Consider the following 18,431-nt stretch of genomic DNA (forward strand, 5'->3'; position numbering starts at 1 on the left):
TGCAATACTATGTATATCGGCTAATCTGTGTATTTCTTCAAGTTACTTCAAAATGAGATTATAAAAGGCGTTGAGAGACACATTTCGTCTCTGCAACGCCTTTTATCGGACCATGTACTTCTATTTAGTACACTAGTAAAACTTATTCAGCTTGAGCGAAAGGCTCATCAGCAATTTTGATTGAATCTGTAGGACAACCGTCACAAGCATCTTGCAAATCATCAAACATATCGTCTGGAATTGCCATAATACCGCGGTTAGCATCACCTTCATAAATCACTTCAGCCAAACCTTCATCATCATAATCGTAAATGTCTGGAGCTGTTGCTCCACAAGCACCACAAGCGATACATGTATCTTTGTCAACCCAACTATATTTCCCCATCTTTATATATGCCTCCTATCGTTACTTACCAGTTGTCTTTTTTTAAGAACTGACACCAGTGTACATATACTCACAATATAATATAAAAGATATATTATTTCAAATGAATAACCAACAATTACCAGTACACAAATTGTAACACACCTGTACTACGAATCCAATTATTGATTAAAATTTAAACAATATAGATCAATATTGAATCATTACTTACTGATTATTCTTCCATGCCTGGCAAAATCATACCATCTTTTTGCAATGAAGTGCCTCTAATTTTGTGATTACGAATCAGGACTGAAGGATCATTGCCTAACATACCTGCTGTTAGTATCGCACTTTCACCAAATTTATCGCGTAACTTATCCATTACTTCATTTAACTGCTCTTTGACTGGCTGACGATTATAATCAAACAAGTCCATTTGCAAAGCAGCTTCTTCTTTGGGCTGTAAATTCTGAAGAGCCACTCCTAATAATCGAACAGGCGCACGATCTCCCCAATGACGATCATATAGTGCACAAGCTTCACGATACACTTCATCCGCCGTTTCTGTAGGAACAGCTAGTGACTTGGAGCGAGTGATTGTTTTCATATCAGGTGTGCGAATCGTAATCTGAATCGTCTGAGCGATTAATTTCTGACGACGCAATCGGCGACATACTTGATCGCTTAGATTAAGCATCACTCTTCTGATATCGTCACGATCTTGAATATCAGCAGGCAATGTTGTAGTATGCCCTATCGACTTACTGACTTCCCGATCAATCTCTACAGGCGAATGATCTATCCCATTTGCCGCTTGCTTGAGCCAGCTTCCCATTACACCAAATCTAGCTGTTAATCTGGCTTCATCTGCTGCTGCAAGTTGCCCTATCGTGCGAATGCCCATATCTACTAATTTGGCAGATGTTTTCCCGCCGATGCCAAACAATTGTCCGCATGGCTTATCCCATAATAACTTGGGCATATCCCGTATACGCAATATCGAAATACCTTTAGGTTTTTTCATATCTGAAGCCATTTTTGCTAGTAATTTATTAGGCGCAATTCCTATCGAACAAGGTAAATGTAACTCTTCCCAGATCCGTTGTTGCAACTGTTCCGCAATCTGAGGTGGCGTGCCAAATTGACTTGAACCTGTGATATCCAAGTAGCATTCATCAATTGACGTTGCTTGCAACATCGGTGTGTAACTATACGCAATATTCATGAATGCCATTGAGTATTGTTTGTATAAATAAAAGTCAGGCGAAATTAAGATCAGATTCGGACATTTCTGCAATGCTTCTCTAACCAGCATGCCTGTTTTCACGCCACGCTTTCTCGCTTCGTAAGAAGAAGTAACCACAATTCCTTTGCGCAGTTCAACACTACCTGCGACAGCTGTGGGCTTGCCTTGATATTTTTCCGGTTCTTCTGCTGTATGAACAGAACAATAAAAAGCATTCATATCTACATGCAAAATGACTCTTCCTTTGGCAGGGTAGTAATTGGCATGGTGCCTCAAGCTGATCATCCTCCTTGCCTGTGCAGTCTTTACCCTATGGATTATGCTCTATCAGCCGAATCGCCTACAATAGATATCTTATTATTCTATTATATCGTATCTGTTTCATTTAGCCTATGATATGATGCAAAAATAAGTACAAATGTTCGGAGTTATTGAAATAGACATTGGGATATGGAGAGTTATGTGGATCATTTCAAATCTTTATTCCACTTGGAGATGATACTAATTCGTGGTTAACGCAATATTACAATTGGTGGAATTGATTCGATGAGATATTAGATGCTGAAGTTGTATTACAAAAAGCCGCAATGGCGTCTGACGGATCAAAATCGTTATTTGAATATGCAGCTCCTTTTGCGATAAGTCGAGAAAAGGACTTACTATTCTGGGATACACGTCCATCAAATTGTGCAGAAGAATACACGATCTATACTGTTAATACAGATCACTGGAATCATCAGGCGACCTGTCGTTATGTTGCTCACTGCGATAGAATTGATCCTCTTGGATACAGAGTACACCAAATGAAAACACCTTTTTAAATCGGTCATACAGAGCACTAATAACCTGACAGATCGCCAAGCGATTGTCTTTTATTGGAATGACCAAAATATCGCCTGCTTTATATTTTGCTTTTTCAAACATCGTCTAGCTCCTTTTTGCGCTTCTGAATACGTCCACTTATTGGTTCACCTGTGCCGATGATGACTTCATGATGAGTCTCACATAATAACCATTGTAGCTTTTTGGAGACGATATAATATTCAGTCATTCCTGTTTGTTCAATTATCCATTGAATCACATCTACATAAGCTTCATACACCCAATATTGTTTACCACTATAAAAGCGTTCAGGAGCGAGAAACCAGACTTGTTCGGTGCGATCAATCAGTTTAGCAATCTCTCGGTACCCTTCTGTTCCTACCTGATAACTTACATGCGGTTCTTGCAAATGATTGTATCCTCGCATTAATGCAGATTCGCTTCCTGCATGTGAAGACATGATAAACGTTTGTGTGATTGTTGAAAGTATAGATGGCCACTGCATTTTACCTACTTCGTGAAAGCGAGGGGCTGGAATACGATAGTGTTGTACGAGGTGTTCTATTTCATCCCTTGTACTAGCATAATGTTGACCAGACATATATACTGACCTCCTTATCCAATACGAATCAAATCTTCAAACTGATTTTTAGCGGTTGCCTGTTCAGTTCGTAACAAAGCAAATTCAATATTTTGCTGTGTTCGTCCTAATTTCAAATGATATACGCCTGGCTCAACCGTTATATATTGTCCACTGTCCCCATCTTCTGGTTCTAGCTCGCCCCCTGTCACATTTTCCGCTGCTCCTGCGTACAATTGACCGGAAGGAACATTGATCCATAATTGAACTACGGGTTGTTCGATCTCATCTACCTGTTGCATAGTATATAATCCATCTGCGCCTACATTAAGAAAAGCAATATTCCCTAGATTCACTTCTAACAATTCATCTTCAGGAATAGACCACCAATCTGATGTATCTTCCAATCGATGCTTGAGTGCTTGCAGGTCATAAATACAAAGTGTTGCTGTATCTGTCATCACTTGAATTTGGTTAGACATTGGGTCGTTCCTCCTTAATTATACTCATTTCATCATGTACACATCTGATCCTGATTACAATCTCATCTCTTCCAGCACTTTTATGATCATTTACAATTCAATCCACTGATCTTCTATAGAAATAATTGTTTGGATGGTATCAATCATTCGTCGTACAGGTGCATCATGTCGATGAAATAAACAATAAATATACACTTCACCTTCGGCTATAGATTCGATTGCTAGATCAGCCTGCTCCACTTGAATCTGTGCCACATCTGGCCAATCTGTATAAGAAGGATCTGTGATAACCAATCCATCGTCTACCTGCTCAATCACCATATCACCCAGATCTAACGTAACCAAAGCTTGGCTCAACTGCTCGATTAACTGCCTGGCTTGCTGTTCTTTACTTATGCCATCTTCTTCTATACATTGAATACCGTATTCCCAACCCACGATGACTCACCTCATAAATTCCCGAAAATAATAATCTCATCTGCCCATTCTAATTGAATCTCTAACCAGGTAACCAGCGAGCGGATAAATGCTTTGAGCTCACGATCTTTGGTCTGATAAGCTTTCATTTCTGCTAATATATTGGTCCAGAGTGCTTTGGCTATCGGATTAAAACCAGAGGTATCAAAGTAACCATACCGATCATTAGTCACTGGATCAACAATAGGATAATGCTTTTTCAAATAAGGAATCAAATAATCAAAATCACCGGCATAAATAAACACAGAATCGGCTTGAATCTGATCCCACTTCTCACCATAACGTGCAGGCAATAATTCATATCCTAGTAGTCCATCAGCTTTACTATGCTTATACGTAATCGTTCTCATTTGTTCATCCTCATTTCTTATTGAATGACATCTGTTCACAATTTAGGTTTGATTCGAAGATAGAAATGGATACATATACGACTTCATGATTTCGTTGGCTTGTTCTTGAGACGGTGGCTGTACATAAGGTTGTTCTTGTTCCAGCCGTTTTACTTTTTGTTCAACAAATGCTTCATTCACCGATGACGTTTTATTGTAAAAAGAAGCTTCAAGCTCAGCCATATCGCTTGCTTTCATCATTTTATAAAGTAGACTATTGAGCGAATCGCTCCCAGCATACAATAATGAATCTGTTTCCTCACAAGAAAATTTCAAGTACAACATCGCTTTTTGAAAAGCAATAATCTCGGCTTGATTCACTTCTATCGCTCGTAAGCGTCCATCCCGATGATCATTTTGCTCTCTAAGAAATTCATTCATTTTGTACTCCTCCACTCTTATTGCCTTCTTGCCATCAATTACTTGCTATCCAGTTGAATAATCCATTCCAGAGTACGATGCTTACCTTGACCCAATACATTCTTACTTTGCTCTAAATAGCATAAAAGCTGTTTTTTCATTTCAATAGGAAGTTCTGCTCGAAATTGAGAATTTGCTTTGGTGATCCAACTGTCTAGTAAATGATTCACTGTATGCTCTACTATTCTATGCTCGGTTTGGACTAATATTCGCAATAAACTATCTAAACTTTGCCAGGAGTCAAAAGCAAACAGAATACGAAGAGCATTGCGCGAAATATGGGACAATGGACAATTTAGCACCAGTTGGATCAATCGTTCTCGATCTAACATATACGTGTATTGGATAAGCGTCTGTTTCGCTATTTTGGATACGCCGGGTTGCGGATCTACTAAAGCTTGAGAGAAAACATCTATATAAGCGGTAGGCTTTAATTTACCCAAAGCTGTCAACACAGCTTTACGTACTTTAATCTGTGTATGATCTTTGTATTCAGCTATAACTTCAGCATCTTCTGCTGTCCCCGTCTCTCCTAATCCAACGATTGCGACAGCCAGAGAGGACTCATTTCCATTCCATATCTGATCCAAATAATATTCGACATAGGGTATTGGTTTGATTTTGGGCAAATGACGACGTGCTGTCTCGCGAATCGTCAGATTATGACTCATCAGACCATCAATTAACGCAGTCTCGGCTTGCATTGGAAAATGATAACTTAATATATCCAGTGCCAGACGACGCAAAGCCGGGAAATGATCGGCTAACATCATATACACGATATCTAGCCATTGATTCGATATCTTCTCAGACGAATCTTTATCGACTTCGATCGCTTGATCAATTTGACGAGCAGCCCATAGACGAATGACTAAAGCATGATCTTGTAAAGCAGAAGTGAATAAAGCATATCGATCTGCCGCTTCTGTTTTCAACATCATGTTGTAGCAAAACTGACGAATATAGACATCTGTCGAATGCATATAATGTTCCAAAGCAGACCGAGCTTCAGGTTGCGCAATAAGCTGTTGAATCTGTGTATTCAACAATTCATGATGCTCTTTGCCACGCCCTACTAATCGCTGTACTAACCAGATCGACTGAATAAAGTATTCAGTATTACGAATATGTATTTTTTGTTTCAATGCACGATAAGCTTTGAATCGAATAGGAGATACCCAATCATTTAATCGAATCAGCAACCATGGGATTTCTGATCCATTTTGAAATTGGCTTAATCGTTGTACTGCCACTTCACGCACATATCCATCCCAATGAAAGCTAGCCATAATGATCTGAATAGGATGAATATCGTTAGACCAATGCAATACTGTCTCTGGGCGAAGCTCAATCCATGCTTTGCCACGTTGTTGATAATGAAAAGGAAGTGTTTCGCGACAGCGTTCACTTAACCAGATCAATTCACTCACAGGGCATTGTAGTAACAGATCACTAATTGCATTTTCAGCAGCTCTCACGATGTCAGCTCGTTCTGAAAACAAAAAAGATTTGAGATACGGAATCGCAGCTAACTGTCCACTTTCTTTAATTTGAACAAGAAGGTCGACCGATTCTTGCTCATACAATTGATCTAATAAATACTCTACATGAATAGACATACGCCTACTCTTTTTGATGCCACTCATACATTCACCTTCCTATTTTTCTGCGTTCTATGTTTGAGTCTGATGTTCAGAAATCATAAAAAGATCGTGATACAACAATCTCTGACCCATAGATCATCGTAGCAAGCTCCTTTCATTACATGATTATCAGCTTATATATGGTCAACAGTACACTGATCCAATTGTACCCATAAGTTCTGTTCATCGTACCCGCTCACTTTACCTGCTATTACAATCCCTATTCCAAGAGGAAGTCCATCAATTTCTTCAGGTAACATCGCTCGATCTGCAATAGCATACGTATGCTCATCTAACTGAATAATACATCCTTGCGGATAGAACATGCGTAATACTCCTGTTACTGAATCACCGGGTAGATACCGTTGTTTGTAATAATCCCACTGTTTGCGATATTTGGAGATCGCTGATTCCCAGGCAATTTCAAATTCAACCACACCGATCTTTTCATGAGATTCGTATTCAACTTCTGTTTCAGCGAGCATAAAATTAGGAGCAATAGACACTTTGGAATCTGTGTCTGTCACTACAATTTGGCGATAAGCAATCTGTTGATCATCCACTTCAAAATAATATATTTCGTCTTCAAAAAATGATTTGATATACTCCACAAATCTATCCTCCTTATTCCAAGTACTCCATGCAGTCCTGTAACGTATTTTGCATATCTGGATCAGTCGTGTGACGTGAGATATTTTCAAATACAGGTAGAGCTTGCTTTAGAAGGAGATAACTGTAGACATAATAATTGAAAAAGACTTCTGAATCATATCCACGTGGTTCTTCATTTTCCCACTCTAATTCATCGTCTTGATCATCTTGATCCCAAAGATACACTTCTTCTAATAAAAGAGGCATCGTCTCCAATGTCTGCTCCGTATCTTCCAACTGTTCATGTTCAGAAAGAGCTTCTATCACTCCTGCATACAAATCAATCTCTACTACACTAACTTCATCTGGCGATTGAAGAGATAATTCTTTTAACAAAAAGAATAGTATCCATGGGGTGACCTGCCATAATGTCAATTGATGTTCTACGATATTGGACAGACCACTATAATTTCTTTTAGCGATCATTTGAGGGACTTCTGTGGCTCTCCCATAAGGCGTAGTGATCCGATTCCATGGAATGTCTTGAATCGTTAATTGATCCAAAGAAACTGTCATTTGACCTCTCCTTTCTCCACTTGCTTCATCTGTGTATAGAATTGTAGATATTTGTGATCAAATCCTTGAAAAGCACGTGCTCCCCCGAATTGATGCGCTTGTTCAAACCATGTATATGCGTCGGACATAGCACCTGTTTCATAACAGGTTATACCGACATTAATTTTGGCTGAAGTATGTCTGGGATTATCTTTTACCGCTTCTACAGCAATCAGCGCCCATTCGTGAGCCTTTTGATAATCTTGGCGATCCATATAGATGCTCATTTTACAAGAAGCAATCCATTCAGTAAGATCCCAATGCGCTATAGGCTCTGGAAGCAACTCCCAAGCCTCTGTATATTTGTCTAACGCTTGCTCCCATTTGTGATCTTGATGCAACCGATTTCCTTGTTCTACAATAAACACAATTTGATCAGATAGCGGTTGATTATAATCTTCTAAATTAGGCACATTTCAGCCTCCTTTATATCTTACCTATCAATATTCATTCGAAGTTCTTCATCTTAAGTCTGCTGTCACTTTCAACTCAACTTATGATTTGAATTCGGCTTTGATTCCGCCACAGAAGAAACTTCCTGACATCCCTTGTGCCGCTTCAATATCAACCACCATTAATGTCTCATCATAACGAAAATCCATTTCAGCGATTTCATTTTTTTCTACATCCGGTGCAGAAAATTCAATCTCTGTCGCTTCTAAAAACGTAAGCTTGATTGTATGATCTGCAAAAGGTTCTGCCAATTGAACATCTAACTCTACCTGATCTTTGCCAATATGATGATCGGTAATGATTCCATGTTCAAAATCAGGGAAATGACCCAATGTTGCAATAATATCTTTGCTACCTACAATCGATACCGTTGGCGAGAATGCCAATTGAATCACAATTTGGTCGCCCCATACAAGCGACTCATCTGTTGAAATGTATAATTGAATATGATCTGCTGTTAATTCACGGACACTTGCTACAACATAATCACCCGCAGATACCATCACTACATCGTGTGGATCAAAAGGTAATGGTTGTTCAGACGTATAATAAAGTGTGAATACCTTGTTATTTTGTTCAACTTTTTGAATATGTAATTGCATGTTGTAATGCCTCCTAGTAAACTAAATAAAATCAAAATTATCGTATCCCTTACATGAGTCAGGTGATATAATAATAAATTATACTAAAAAACAATGCTTTATTGACACCCCACTTCACAAATGATTAACGAAACACTAAAAAACAAGTATTCATTTTTTTGCACAAATGAAGGAGGACTCCCCATTATGTCAAAGTCCATATCGATTTTCGACACTACGCTTCGTGATGGTACTCAAGGTGAAGGGATCAGCTTGTCTGCAGATGACAAACTCAAAATTGCCAAAAAACTTGATGAGCTTGGTGTTCATTATATTGAAGGCGGTATTCCAGGCAGTAATGGTAAAGACATCGAGTTTTTCAAACGAGTCCAAACACTTGGACTGAACGCCAAAATCACAGCATTTGGTAGTACACGTCGCAAGGGGAGTGTTGCCCATCAGGACGATAATCTCAAACGGATGATTGAATCAGGTGCACAAGCAGCTACATTGGTCGGTAAATCATGGGATTTCCATGTGCATACTGCACTTCAGACGACACTCGAAGAAAATCTAGCGATGATAGCAGACTCGATCTCCTACATGAAGCAACAAGGCATGGAACTGATTTTTGATGCCGAGCATTTTTTTGATGGATACAAAAACAATCCTGAATATGCTGTATCCGTATTGCGCACTGCGCGTGAAGCTGGTGCTGATTGGTTGACTATGTGCGATACCAATGGTGGTACACTTCCTCATGAAATTTATGAAATCGTATCCAGATTAAATCTTGAACTAGGCGGCGCTCCTCTAGGAATTCATACACATAACGATTGCGAACTAGCTGTAGCTAATACATTAAGCGCTGTTCAAGCCGGAGCAAGACAAATTCAGGGTACGATGAATGGATATGGTGAGCGTTGTGGTAATGCTAATCTGTGTTCGATCTTACCAACATTACAGTTGAAAATGGATTACACCTGCATCAGCAATGATCAATTGTCTCAACTTACCAACACCGCACGATATGTCAGTGAAATTGCGAATGTGCATATGCCTGTGAATCAGCCTTATGTAGGTAATGCTGCATTTGCTCACAAAGGTGGCATTCATGTTTCCGCTATTTTGCGTGATTCTAGAACGTATGAGCATATCGAACCTGAGAAAATTGGTAACAAACAACGTATTCTCGTCTCTGAATTAGCAGGACAAAGCAATATCCTTTCCAAAGCAAAAGAAATGGATCTAATCCTTGACCCTGAAAATGAAAATACCAAACAGATCATCGGTAAAATCAAAGATCTGGAACATCAAGGATATCAATTTGAAGGTGCAGATGCTTCTCTTGAATTGCTGTTGCGTGAAGCTAATGGTGAGATCAAAGAGTTATTTGTTTTTGAATCTTTCAAAATGTTAGTTGAAAAAAATGCGGGGTCTGCTGTTGTGTCTGAAGCTTTTGTCAAACTCAGAATCGGCGGAGAAAGTATCTATACAGCCGCAGAAGGTAATGGACCTGTAAATGCACTGGATAATGCACTTCGTAAAGCTTTGGTTGAACATTATCCGAATTTGCGTGAAATGCATCTATCCGATTATAAAGTTCGTGTATTGGATGAAGCAGACGCAACCGCTTCTAAAGTTCGTGTATTGATCGAGTCGCAGAATTTGAGAAATACATGGAGTACCGTCGGTGTATCTGCTAACGTTATCGAAGCCAGTTGGGAAGCATTGGTAGATAGTATTCGTTATGCATTGATTGGTCAAGCTTTACCGGATCAGAATATCTCGAACGGCCCTTCTGTTCATGGTATCGTTAATCATTAATTATGAATATACGTATCTTCAAGATAACTTCGCACTGTAATGCTTCATAGCGTTACAAGATGTTATTAAAGACTCTCATTATGATGTATCACTGTAATCGATATCTGTATTTAGAATTTATAATTTGTATAGTTTATATCAAAATAAGGTTCTGGATCGTATATCTTTTTGAGATATGCTTCTAGAACCTTATTTTATGACTTCCTTCTAAATTATAATGACCATACACAACACAATAAAAAAAGTGACTCCCCATAGCGTATGGAGAGTCTAATAAAGAGAGGGGTAAATACAATGGCAGACCTGCTGTGCACTGATAGAGAAACTACCATTTTTATTCGTCCAACAGCCCTACAGCTACTGACCGACCATATGAATAGCTCTCTATCCTCAGAAGTCTGCGGGGTGTTGCTCGGTAGAAAAGCAGCGGGCGGTATGCGCATCGAATCCTATCGGAAGTTACGCAACGTTGCACCTGACCCGCTGCACCACTTCCTTTTTGACCCTATTGAATGGGTTCAATGTTGTTATCAAGAGTCTGATCTGATCGGCATTTTCCACTCTCACCCTTTGTCAGCTCCAATTCCTTCGTCAACCGATCTTCATCAATTACAGTCATTTGGTGCTTTGACTCCTATCTATCTGATAGGATCACCCTCTACTTCCTGGGTAGATCATAGACAAGGGCTGAATCAGCAATGGATATCGAATCTGCATCAACATCATTCAGACGACGTATATCCTGAGCATACGCAACCTTTTGCGATAGCAGGTTATTCTGTAATCCCTACTCCGCTAACAGATACCAATACATCCCAACTGCCTTGGTATACATTGCAATCTTCTACATTACAATTATTTTAAATCATACTGACTTTTTGAAATCAATCTTAAAAATTACTTAAATAAGCATATAAATCTTCAAGTGTATCCACCTGTTTGTGACGCATTAGACGAAGATACTCTCCCCATAACGATGCCGTCATTTTGGCATCTTCTAGTGCATGATGGCGAAGTGTAATTGGAATCCGTGCTTCTTCCAATAATTCATCTAATCCGTAACTACCAAGTGAAGGCTTGAGCCATTTACCAATCATCATGGTATCCAGTATTCGATGTGTTAATTGAATTTTGGATGTTTTCCACAATGCTGCATTTAGAAATGCTTTATCATGACCTGTACCATGAGCGATCAATACCGATCTCCCGACAAAAGCCATAAAATCATGCAAACCATCTATCAACGATGGTGCTCCTTCAATCATTTCCTGGGTAATACCAGTAAGTTCTGTAATATTCTCAGGTACATTTGTTTTGGCATTGACCAAAGTATAAAAGTGTTCGTCTGTCACTTGGTCACCGATCATTTTGACCGCTCCAAACGATAATATTTCATCTCCATGTTGCGCATGAAATCCCGTCGTCTCCAAATCGAAAACGACGGTTTCTAGCTTGTTGAGTGGCATATACAATACTTCAGGGCGACGCTGTTCACGAGAAAGAGATCTTATAAATGCCATTTGCTGTGCAGAAGGTGCACCGAATACGGAAGCAATAGCAGATGGAACCCCACCACTACGCAGACTTCTCCAAAAACCATTGTTCGCTGTTTTCACTGGCTCTTTCATAAGCGTCTCCTTTCTAAAAAGCGTAATTGCCGTTGAAGCACACGATGTGCTTTTTTAACCGTTCCCAGACTATCTCGAAGCTCATGAAAAAACGGTCGTTGTTTCCAATCTTTTTGGGGCATAAATCCAGTACTAATATACAATCCATCGACTATTTGTACAGGCGTTGAATTACGCATGCGAAGTGCTGTCAAGAAAGCTTCTTGCATCATTTCAAGCAATGATAACGTAGCCGCTTCTAATTGAATTAATCGCTCTAATCGCTTCAATGTAGACGATTCATAGATACCATGCTGTAACGCCAGATAACGTGATGCATTCACCAGTGGAATATAAATACCATATTTCACATCAAAATCACCTGCATGTTCTCCAAATCGTTCTGCGACCACCTGACCTAATACATTAAGTGTAGCTTTGTGGCGAACCGTATTGCGAAGTACCGCCGCAGGCAACTGTGGTGTTTCTTTCACACCGCTATATAATGTATCTAACCATGCCGCTGAAAGTTCTGCATCGCCTGCCATATGACGCATATCCGAAGCGATAATCCAATTGCGAACAGGTTCCCAGCTCAGATCATTACGCCAACTATTCAATTGCGTACGCCAATCGGTTAGTGTTTTGCGCCACATCGGTTCAGAACACATAACTTTACCCTGACATTTCTCATACCCTATAGCTTCTAATATATCGGCAAGTACAATTCCAAATTGCTTAAAATAAGTCTCTTTGCCCTCATGAGGTTCATCACTTATGATCAATCCGTTATCTTGATCACTCCACAATGTGGATTCCAATCTCCCTGCGCTACCGAAAACAATAAAAGAATATGCAACAGGAGGCGGACCGTAGCCCGCCTCACTCAATTGTTTTTCACAAATGATAACTGCCTGTTGCATCACATGATCGTGCATTTCATTGACCTGCTTCACCCATTGGCGTGTATCGCTATCAGGCAAAGCTTGATACAGTTCGGTCTGCATCGATATGCGCTTTTCTTTCAATAATTGCGGAGTATCAGCATCGGCAAGATCGCGCAAGGGAAGATCAAAAGAATGTTCATTCATCAGCTTCATCCCCTACTGCTCTTTCTTCATGATGTTGGAGAAAAGAGCGTTATTTACGCGCGTCTTCGCCTAATGCTCTCATTTGCTCAGGATAACCATAAGAACCATGCTCACTAATATCCAAGCCCATCATTTCTTCTTCTTCAGTAACACGGATACCGTTGATCGACTTCATCACCCATAAGATAAGAAGAGAGATCACTAGAACAAAGATAAATGTACCGATCATACCTAACAACTGAACACCCAACTGATGGAATCCACCACCGTAGAACAATCCTGGCGAACCTACGCCTGTTTTTTCTACTAATTCTGGTGTAGCGAAGAATCCAGTAGATATAGCTCCCCACATCCCTGCAATACCATGTACAGAGAATGCGTAGATTGGATCATCGATTCCTGCTTTTTCAAACCATTGTGATGTAAAGAAGGTAACAATACCAGCTACCAGACCAATAACGATCGCTGCCCATACTTCGACAAAAGCACAAGAACCAGTAATTGCTACAAGTGCAGCCAGTACACCATTTAACATACTTGGAATATCTGCTTTACCAAAAACAACCCATGAGATCAATAGAGCGGCTACACCACCCGCTGCTGCTGCAAGGTTAGTCGTTAGCGCAACATAAGTGAAGAATCCATCATTTAATGTAGATAACGCACTACCCGGGTTAAAGCCCATCCATCCGAACCAGAGAATAAATACTCCGACTACAGAATAAATTTGGTTATGACCTGGAATAATGTTAGGCTTACCATCTTTATTGTATTTACCAAGACGTGGTTTAAGCATTAATGTAGCGGCTAGACCTGCTGTTGCACCTGTCAAATGGACAACAGTAGAACCTGCATAATCCTGCATTTCCATAGCGCCTAACCATCCGCCGCCCCATACCCAGTGAGCAACGATCGGGTAAATAATAACGGTAAACAAAATACCGAAGATAATATACACACTCAACTTCGCACGTTCAGCAAATCCGCCAAAAGCAATTGACAAAGATACTGCTGCAAAGGCAAGATGGAAAAGGAACATCATCGAGATCGGAATACCGAGTCCAGATAGTGCATCAAAGGATCCCATCATTCCTTCACCACTTAAGAAAAATCCTTCATAACCGAAAAATCCATTACCATTACCAAATCCAAGACCGAATCCAAAAGCCCAGAAAGCAATTAGTGCAATACCCAGTGTAAGAATTGTTTTACCTGCAACGTGTCCAGCATTTTTCATACGGACTGAACCTGCTTCTAACAGTGCAAAACCAGCTTGCATGAATAACACCAGTGCGAACGCAAGGAACACGAAGAATGTGTTTAACCCTGTGGATACTTCAGCTGTTGTTACCTCAGCTGCTGCAAAAGCACTTAATGGAAAAGCAAGAAGGGTTGATGCCGCTAACCCCATAACGGCCCATTTTTTTCTCATATAACCCACTCTCCTTATGTAATATTACTTCACATGTCGTGAAATCCTTAATGTCATTATAATCAGAATAATGAAAGAATGACAAGAGTTAATTTTCAATTTTTGAAAATACTTTTTTTGTTACATCTATAGATTCTTTAATTCTTCACCGTTTAACATCGTCAAAGTCTATATTCATCAAGCTTTTGAGCTGTTTAGATGCTAGTTGTGATGATCTTTTTAATATTTATTTTCAATGCCTTTATTTATAGTACTTATATAGTATTCAGATCATTTTCATCTAAATTTAAGGGACAATGGTTATACTCATTGATAAGGTACCTAATCAATAATTACAGAATATGTAAAAGTAAGCATAACGTGAAACTGTATGGTTTGACTGTAACGTTTGTATTCCTGTAATATAAACAAACAGGATGCAAACTCAAGGGATCCTGTTTTGATCATGACTATAAATGGGGGTGGATACCTTGGGGATATGAAGCTTTACCGGATTGGCGAATTAGCCAAGACTGCCGGTATTAGTGAGCGAACAGTAGATTACTATACAAAGCTCGGATTAATACAACCAGAAAGTCGTTCCTTAAAAAACTATAGGCTCTATAGTTTTGAAACCTTAACACGCTTGGAACGTATAACAAAGTTAAAGCAGGATAAATACACTCTTGATGAAATTAGAGATAAATTGCACGCCTGGGATCGGGTTTCAGACGAAGAACAGGTTACGCAGCGACTTACCGAGTTGGAACAACACATGCTTCAATTACAGCGTGAAGTACGTGAACTCGAACCTTTACTTTCGCAAATGAAGCCTAATCAAGCCAAACGTGCATTTGTTAATCTGATTCCTCAAAGTGCCGCCTGTATCGAGGCGTTAAAATTCCTGCTAGGTCAAAGTTCAGGCATGATGTAATTTGTCTATACTATGGAGGAATGAGAAATGAGTATTAATGCTTTCTTTTGGATCTTAATTATTCTTGCATTTGGATTAACCATATGGGCACAATTTAGAGTTAAAGGTACATTTAAGAAATATTCTCAAGTACCCAATGCACGCGGTCTTACCGGTTATGAAGCAGCTCGTCATATGTTAGATAGTAACGGTCTACAAGATGTTCGTATCGAAGTTGTACGTGGCTCGCTAAGCGACCATTATGATCCTATTCATCGGGTGGTACGTCTTTCAGAAGATGTATATTACCAAAACAGTATTTCGGCTGTATCTGTAGCTTGTCACGAGATTGGTCATGCGATTCAACACAAAACGCATTATCCGATGCTTGCACTTCGTCACCGTATCTTCCCGGTTGTTAATTTCACATCCGGTATCGCACCATTCTTAATTATTGCAGGTGCTATTTTCAGTTCATTTAGTCTTTTGGGACTTGGTATTATCTTCTTCTCGGCTGCTGTTGTATTCCAATTGGTCACTTTGCCTGTTGAGTTTAACGCTAGTAATCGTGCAAGAGATATTATGGTTGCTGAAGGTTATGTGACTAACGAAGAAGAACGTAGTGTTGGTAAAGTATTGAATGCTGCTGCTCTTACGTACGTAGCTACTGCATTGCTATCTGTACTTGAATTGTTACGTCTTGTATTTATGTTCGCTGGTAACCGCGACTAATATAACAATAACGTGATCATACGAATCATAAAAAATCGCAAATCGATTCAAAAAAAACCACTTTTGTTTATACAAAAGTGGTTTTTCTTATTTCTTATTTTATTTTTTAATATTGTTAGTTAATTATATCTGTATAAATTGTATATTTTATTCAACCTTATTATAAACAACAGTACACTTTATTGATTTTCACATTTCTTACGCCTGTATCTACAACTTAGCGAATGTTATATCTATCCATTGTGCAGATATTATTAAACATTATTCAATCTTGTTCTGATTTTCTTGTTCAGACAGTGATTTGGCATACGCTTCTGCTAGACGTCTCCATCTTCCTCGCAAGCCAGTTAATCTCAACATCAATCCGTAAATAAAGAATCCTGCTATTAACCCACCTACATGCGCCCAGATGCCGATACCAGGAACAACAAAGGTGAAAATAAGCCCCAGTACCAAAATCGTGTACATCGTCTTACGAGAAGCCTCATCCATAATCTGACGCTGGAACAACGCTATATACAAAAATGCTCCATAGATGCCATAGATTGCTCCTGAAGCACCAACAGCTACCACACTATTACCGGATTGTTGATATAATTCCAAACTGATTACATTTCCGATAATACCACTCGCCATATATAGAACCACATAACGCCAGCTTCCAATTAAACGTTCTAATGGAGGCGCAAATACAATCAGTCCAAAGCTATTAGATAACAAATGACTGAATCCATTATGCAAAAATATAGCTGTAATGACTCTCCACCATTGATCATACATAGGTACATTTGTGACAGCACCATAATCGGCTAGCGTCTGTGGATTCGTAGAACCACCGTTAAAGCTTAAAAAGATAAACACTGCCAGATTGATCAATAAAATCAACGAAGTGACTGGATAATACCGTAAAAAACTTTTCCAATTCTCATAACGGACAAATAACATAAGATCTTCCTTTACTGAATATAGTAGTGAATCTCATTTTTGATTTATTACCTTTACTCTATTATAATGAATTCTGGTTACGATTGCGAAAAGATAGCAATGAATAAGGAGGCAATATGATATGGTACAAGAACGTACAGGTGTAGCTACTTTCAAAGGAAATCCTATTACACTTATTGGGCCTGAACTTAAAGTAGGCGATCAAGCGCCTGACTTCAATCTTAGTAAAAATCTACTTGAACAATCCACACTTAGCGATTATACAGGTAAAGTAAAACTAATCAGTGTTGTTCCTTCTTTGGATACAGGTGTATGTGATGCACAGACACGTCGTTTTAATGAAGCTGCTTCTGAACTTGGTGACGATGTAATTGTGCTGACCATCAGTGCTGATCTTCCATTTGCTCAAGCACGCTGGTGCGGTGCCGCTGGAGTAGATCGAGTGATCACATTATCCGATTATCGTGATAATTCATTTGGTAAAGACTATGGTGTATTGATTAAAGAATTTGTGATCGATATGCGTTCTATTTTTGTGATTGATCAAAATGATGTTATTCAATACGTTGAATATTTACCAGAAATGGCAGAACATCCAGACTATGATCAAGCTGTTGAAGCTGTAAAAAATCTACTATAGTATGATTATGATAGGTTGTACGCTAAAAGTGCTCATTCTTAGTATTACGATACAATCTTGGTAACGTTCCAAAAAAAAGAAGCTTCCTTTTCACATCATATGTGAGTAGGAAGCTTCTTTCTAAATAGTATACCAAATACGTATGTATGAAGCATCTGGCTTCATTAAGTACTGGTTGTTTTGTATTGTGCTAGTTTTTTATCCAAAGAACCAAAAAGATTCAGGATGTTGCGATAATTCGCTCCCAGATCACCTAATGATCCACGAGAAGCTGAATAAATATCGATCGCACTACGCACAGGGCTTACCGATACAATCGATACCGTAATATCCATTGTGCGTCCAAAACCTGTTTTTTTCTCCAGTATAATTTCGCCTACACTTGGAACCTCATGTAATACTTTATAACCCGGAATTTTTTTGAGTGTTGAAGAAACCTCTTCCCATGCTCTTTCGCGGGATAGATTGTAATATCTTGTTTTCATTTGAGGATCTTTGGCACGATCGCCAGTTCCTTCTTGGCTACGTATAATCCCCACTAATGTTCTTTTTAACGACAAGATTTTTCCTCCTTTACATGTAAAGCCTACCTTATTCTA

General features: G+C 39.2%; 23 protein-coding genes. 5 read left to right on the forward strand and 18 right to left on the reverse strand.

What is annotated here, in order from left to right; translation table 11 throughout:
• Positions 1–142: 142 nt before the first annotated feature.
• The 13 genes from PQ460_RS15860 to PQ460_RS15920 form a co-directional block, all read right to left on the reverse strand.
• A complete protein-coding gene (locus PQ460_RS15860) occupies positions 143–385 on the reverse strand; it encodes a ferredoxin (RefSeq protein ID WP_273615629.1) in 243 nt (80 codons plus the stop codon).
• Between the two features lie 214 nt (positions 386–599).
• Complete coding sequence (locus PQ460_RS15865; RefSeq protein WP_443147218.1) at positions 600–1,832, reverse strand: DNA polymerase IV; 1,233 nt, start codon at positions 1,830–1,832, stop codon at positions 600–602.
• A gap of 495 nt (positions 1,833–2,327) precedes the next feature.
• Positions 2,328–2,537, reverse strand: a complete 210-nt coding sequence (locus PQ460_RS15870; RefSeq protein ID WP_274170413.1) for an Imm26 family immunity protein — start codon at positions 2,535–2,537, stop codon at positions 2,328–2,330.
• Positions 2,530–3,036: a DUF6756 family protein gene (locus tag PQ460_RS15875; RefSeq protein ID WP_274170414.1), complete on the reverse strand. Its 507-nt coding sequence runs from the start codon at positions 3,034–3,036 to the stop codon at positions 2,530–2,532. The genes PQ460_RS15870 and PQ460_RS15875 overlap by 8 nt, the downstream gene beginning before the upstream one ends.
• A gap of 14 nt (positions 3,037–3,050) precedes the next feature.
• Positions 3,051–3,497 (reverse strand): DUF6386 family protein, encoded by a 447-nt coding sequence (locus PQ460_RS15880; RefSeq protein ID WP_274170415.1) that lies wholly within the window; start codon positions 3,495–3,497, stop codon positions 3,051–3,053.
• Between the two features lie 90 nt (positions 3,498–3,587).
• Entirely contained in the window at positions 3,588–3,935 is a 348-nt protein-coding gene (locus PQ460_RS15885) for a hypothetical protein (RefSeq protein ID WP_274170416.1), read from the reverse strand.
• Positions 3,936–3,946: 11 nt separating this feature from the next.
• Positions 3,947–4,324 carry a hypothetical protein gene (locus PQ460_RS15890; RefSeq protein WP_204824726.1) on the reverse strand — a complete coding sequence of 126 codons (378 nt, stop codon included), beginning with the start codon at positions 4,322–4,324 and terminating at the stop codon, positions 3,947–3,949.
• Positions 4,325–4,366: 42 nt separating this feature from the next.
• A complete protein-coding gene (locus tag PQ460_RS15895; protein WP_274170417.1) occupies positions 4,367–4,744 on the reverse strand; it encodes a hypothetical protein in 378 nt (125 codons plus the stop codon).
• Positions 4,745–4,782: 38 nt separating this feature from the next.
• Positions 4,783–6,402 (reverse strand): HEAT repeat domain-containing protein, encoded by a 1,620-nt coding sequence (locus tag PQ460_RS15900; RefSeq protein ID WP_274170418.1) that lies wholly within the window; start codon positions 6,400–6,402, stop codon positions 4,783–4,785.
• A gap of 158 nt (positions 6,403–6,560) precedes the next feature.
• Positions 6,561–7,037 carry a hypothetical protein gene (locus PQ460_RS15905; RefSeq protein ID WP_274170419.1) on the reverse strand — a complete coding sequence of 159 codons (477 nt, stop codon included), beginning with the start codon at positions 7,035–7,037 and terminating at the stop codon, positions 6,561–6,563.
• Positions 7,038–7,050: 13 nt separating this feature from the next.
• Positions 7,051–7,593 (reverse strand): hypothetical protein, encoded by a 543-nt coding sequence (locus tag PQ460_RS15910; RefSeq protein WP_274170420.1) that lies wholly within the window; start codon positions 7,591–7,593, stop codon positions 7,051–7,053.
• The gene (locus PQ460_RS15915; RefSeq protein ID WP_274170421.1) at positions 7,590–8,045 is read right to left on the reverse strand and encodes a hypothetical protein; all 456 of its coding nucleotides are present in this window, start codon (positions 8,043–8,045) and stop codon (positions 7,590–7,592) included. Before PQ460_RS15915 ends, PQ460_RS15910 begins: the two co-directional genes overlap by 4 nt.
• An 81-nt stretch (positions 8,046–8,126) precedes the next feature.
• Positions 8,127–8,687, reverse strand: coding sequence for an Imm50 family immunity protein (locus PQ460_RS15920; RefSeq protein ID WP_274170422.1), 561 nt, complete (start codon positions 8,685–8,687; stop codon positions 8,127–8,129).
• A gap of 186 nt (positions 8,688–8,873) precedes the next feature.
• On the opposite strand from PQ460_RS15920, the gene cimA reads away from it, so the two are divergent.
• Together cimA and PQ460_RS15930 are read left to right on the forward strand one after the other, a co-directional pair.
• Positions 8,874–10,493 carry a citramalate synthase gene (cimA, locus tag PQ460_RS15925; RefSeq protein ID WP_274170423.1) on the forward strand — a complete coding sequence of 540 codons (1,620 nt, stop codon included), beginning with the start codon at positions 8,874–8,876 and terminating at the stop codon, positions 10,491–10,493.
• Positions 10,494–10,787: 294 nt separating this feature from the next.
• Positions 10,788–11,357, forward strand: coding sequence for a M67 family metallopeptidase (locus tag PQ460_RS15930; protein ID WP_274170424.1), 570 nt, complete (start codon positions 10,788–10,790; stop codon positions 11,355–11,357).
• A 26-nt stretch (positions 11,358–11,383) separates the two neighbouring features.
• Here PQ460_RS15930 and PQ460_RS15935 read toward each other — a convergent pair whose 3' ends face one another.
• Genes PQ460_RS15935 through PQ460_RS15945 form a run of 3 tightly spaced genes read right to left on the reverse strand, consistent with a single transcriptional unit; the run spans position 11,384 to position 14,623 of the window.
• The gene (locus tag PQ460_RS15935) at positions 11,384–12,121 is read right to left on the reverse strand and encodes an exonuclease domain-containing protein (RefSeq protein WP_274170425.1); all 738 of its coding nucleotides are present in this window, start codon (positions 12,119–12,121) and stop codon (positions 11,384–11,386) included.
• Entirely contained in the window at positions 12,118–13,200 is a 1,083-nt protein-coding gene (locus tag PQ460_RS15940) for a DUF294 nucleotidyltransferase-like domain-containing protein (protein ID WP_420540647.1), read from the reverse strand. The genes PQ460_RS15935 and PQ460_RS15940 overlap by 4 nt, the downstream gene beginning before the upstream one ends.
• A gap of 40 nt (positions 13,201–13,240) precedes the next feature.
• Entirely contained in the window at positions 13,241–14,623 is a 1,383-nt protein-coding gene (locus tag PQ460_RS15945; protein WP_274170426.1) for an ammonium transporter, read from the reverse strand.
• A gap of 478 nt (positions 14,624–15,101) precedes the next feature.
• On the opposite strand from PQ460_RS15945, the gene PQ460_RS15950 reads away from it, so the two are divergent.
• Together PQ460_RS15950 and PQ460_RS15955 are read left to right on the forward strand one after the other, a co-directional pair.
• Positions 15,102–15,536 (forward strand): MerR family transcriptional regulator, encoded by a 435-nt coding sequence (locus tag PQ460_RS15950; RefSeq protein WP_204825033.1) that lies wholly within the window; start codon positions 15,102–15,104, stop codon positions 15,534–15,536.
• A gap of 27 nt (positions 15,537–15,563) precedes the next feature.
• On the forward strand, positions 15,564–16,247 hold the full coding sequence (locus PQ460_RS15955) for a zinc metallopeptidase (protein WP_273615610.1): 684 nt from the start codon (positions 15,564–15,566) through the stop codon (positions 16,245–16,247).
• 261 nt (positions 16,248–16,508) lie between these two features.
• Here PQ460_RS15955 and PQ460_RS15960 read toward each other — a convergent pair whose 3' ends face one another.
• Positions 16,509–17,192: a rhomboid family intramembrane serine protease gene (locus PQ460_RS15960; RefSeq protein ID WP_274170427.1), complete on the reverse strand. Its 684-nt coding sequence runs from the start codon at positions 17,190–17,192 to the stop codon at positions 16,509–16,511.
• A 121-nt stretch (positions 17,193–17,313) separates the two neighbouring features.
• Here PQ460_RS15960 and tpx point away from each other — a divergent pair, with 121 nt between their 5' ends.
• Positions 17,314–17,832: a thiol peroxidase gene (gene tpx / locus PQ460_RS15965; protein WP_274170428.1), complete on the forward strand. Its 519-nt coding sequence runs from the start codon at positions 17,314–17,316 to the stop codon at positions 17,830–17,832.
• A gap of 164 nt (positions 17,833–17,996) precedes the next feature.
• Here tpx and PQ460_RS15970 read toward each other — a convergent pair whose 3' ends face one another.
• Positions 17,997–18,392 carry a DUF1499 domain-containing protein gene (locus tag PQ460_RS15970; protein ID WP_069327075.1) on the reverse strand — a complete coding sequence of 132 codons (396 nt, stop codon included), beginning with the start codon at positions 18,390–18,392 and terminating at the stop codon, positions 17,997–17,999.
• Between the last annotated feature and the right edge of the window lie 39 nt (positions 18,393–18,431).

The organism is Paenibacillus sp. KACC 21273 (genome assembly GCF_028736095.1).
In the GTDB taxonomy this organism is placed as follows: Bacteria; Bacillota; Bacilli; order Paenibacillales; family Paenibacillaceae; genus Saccharibacillus; species Saccharibacillus kyungheensis.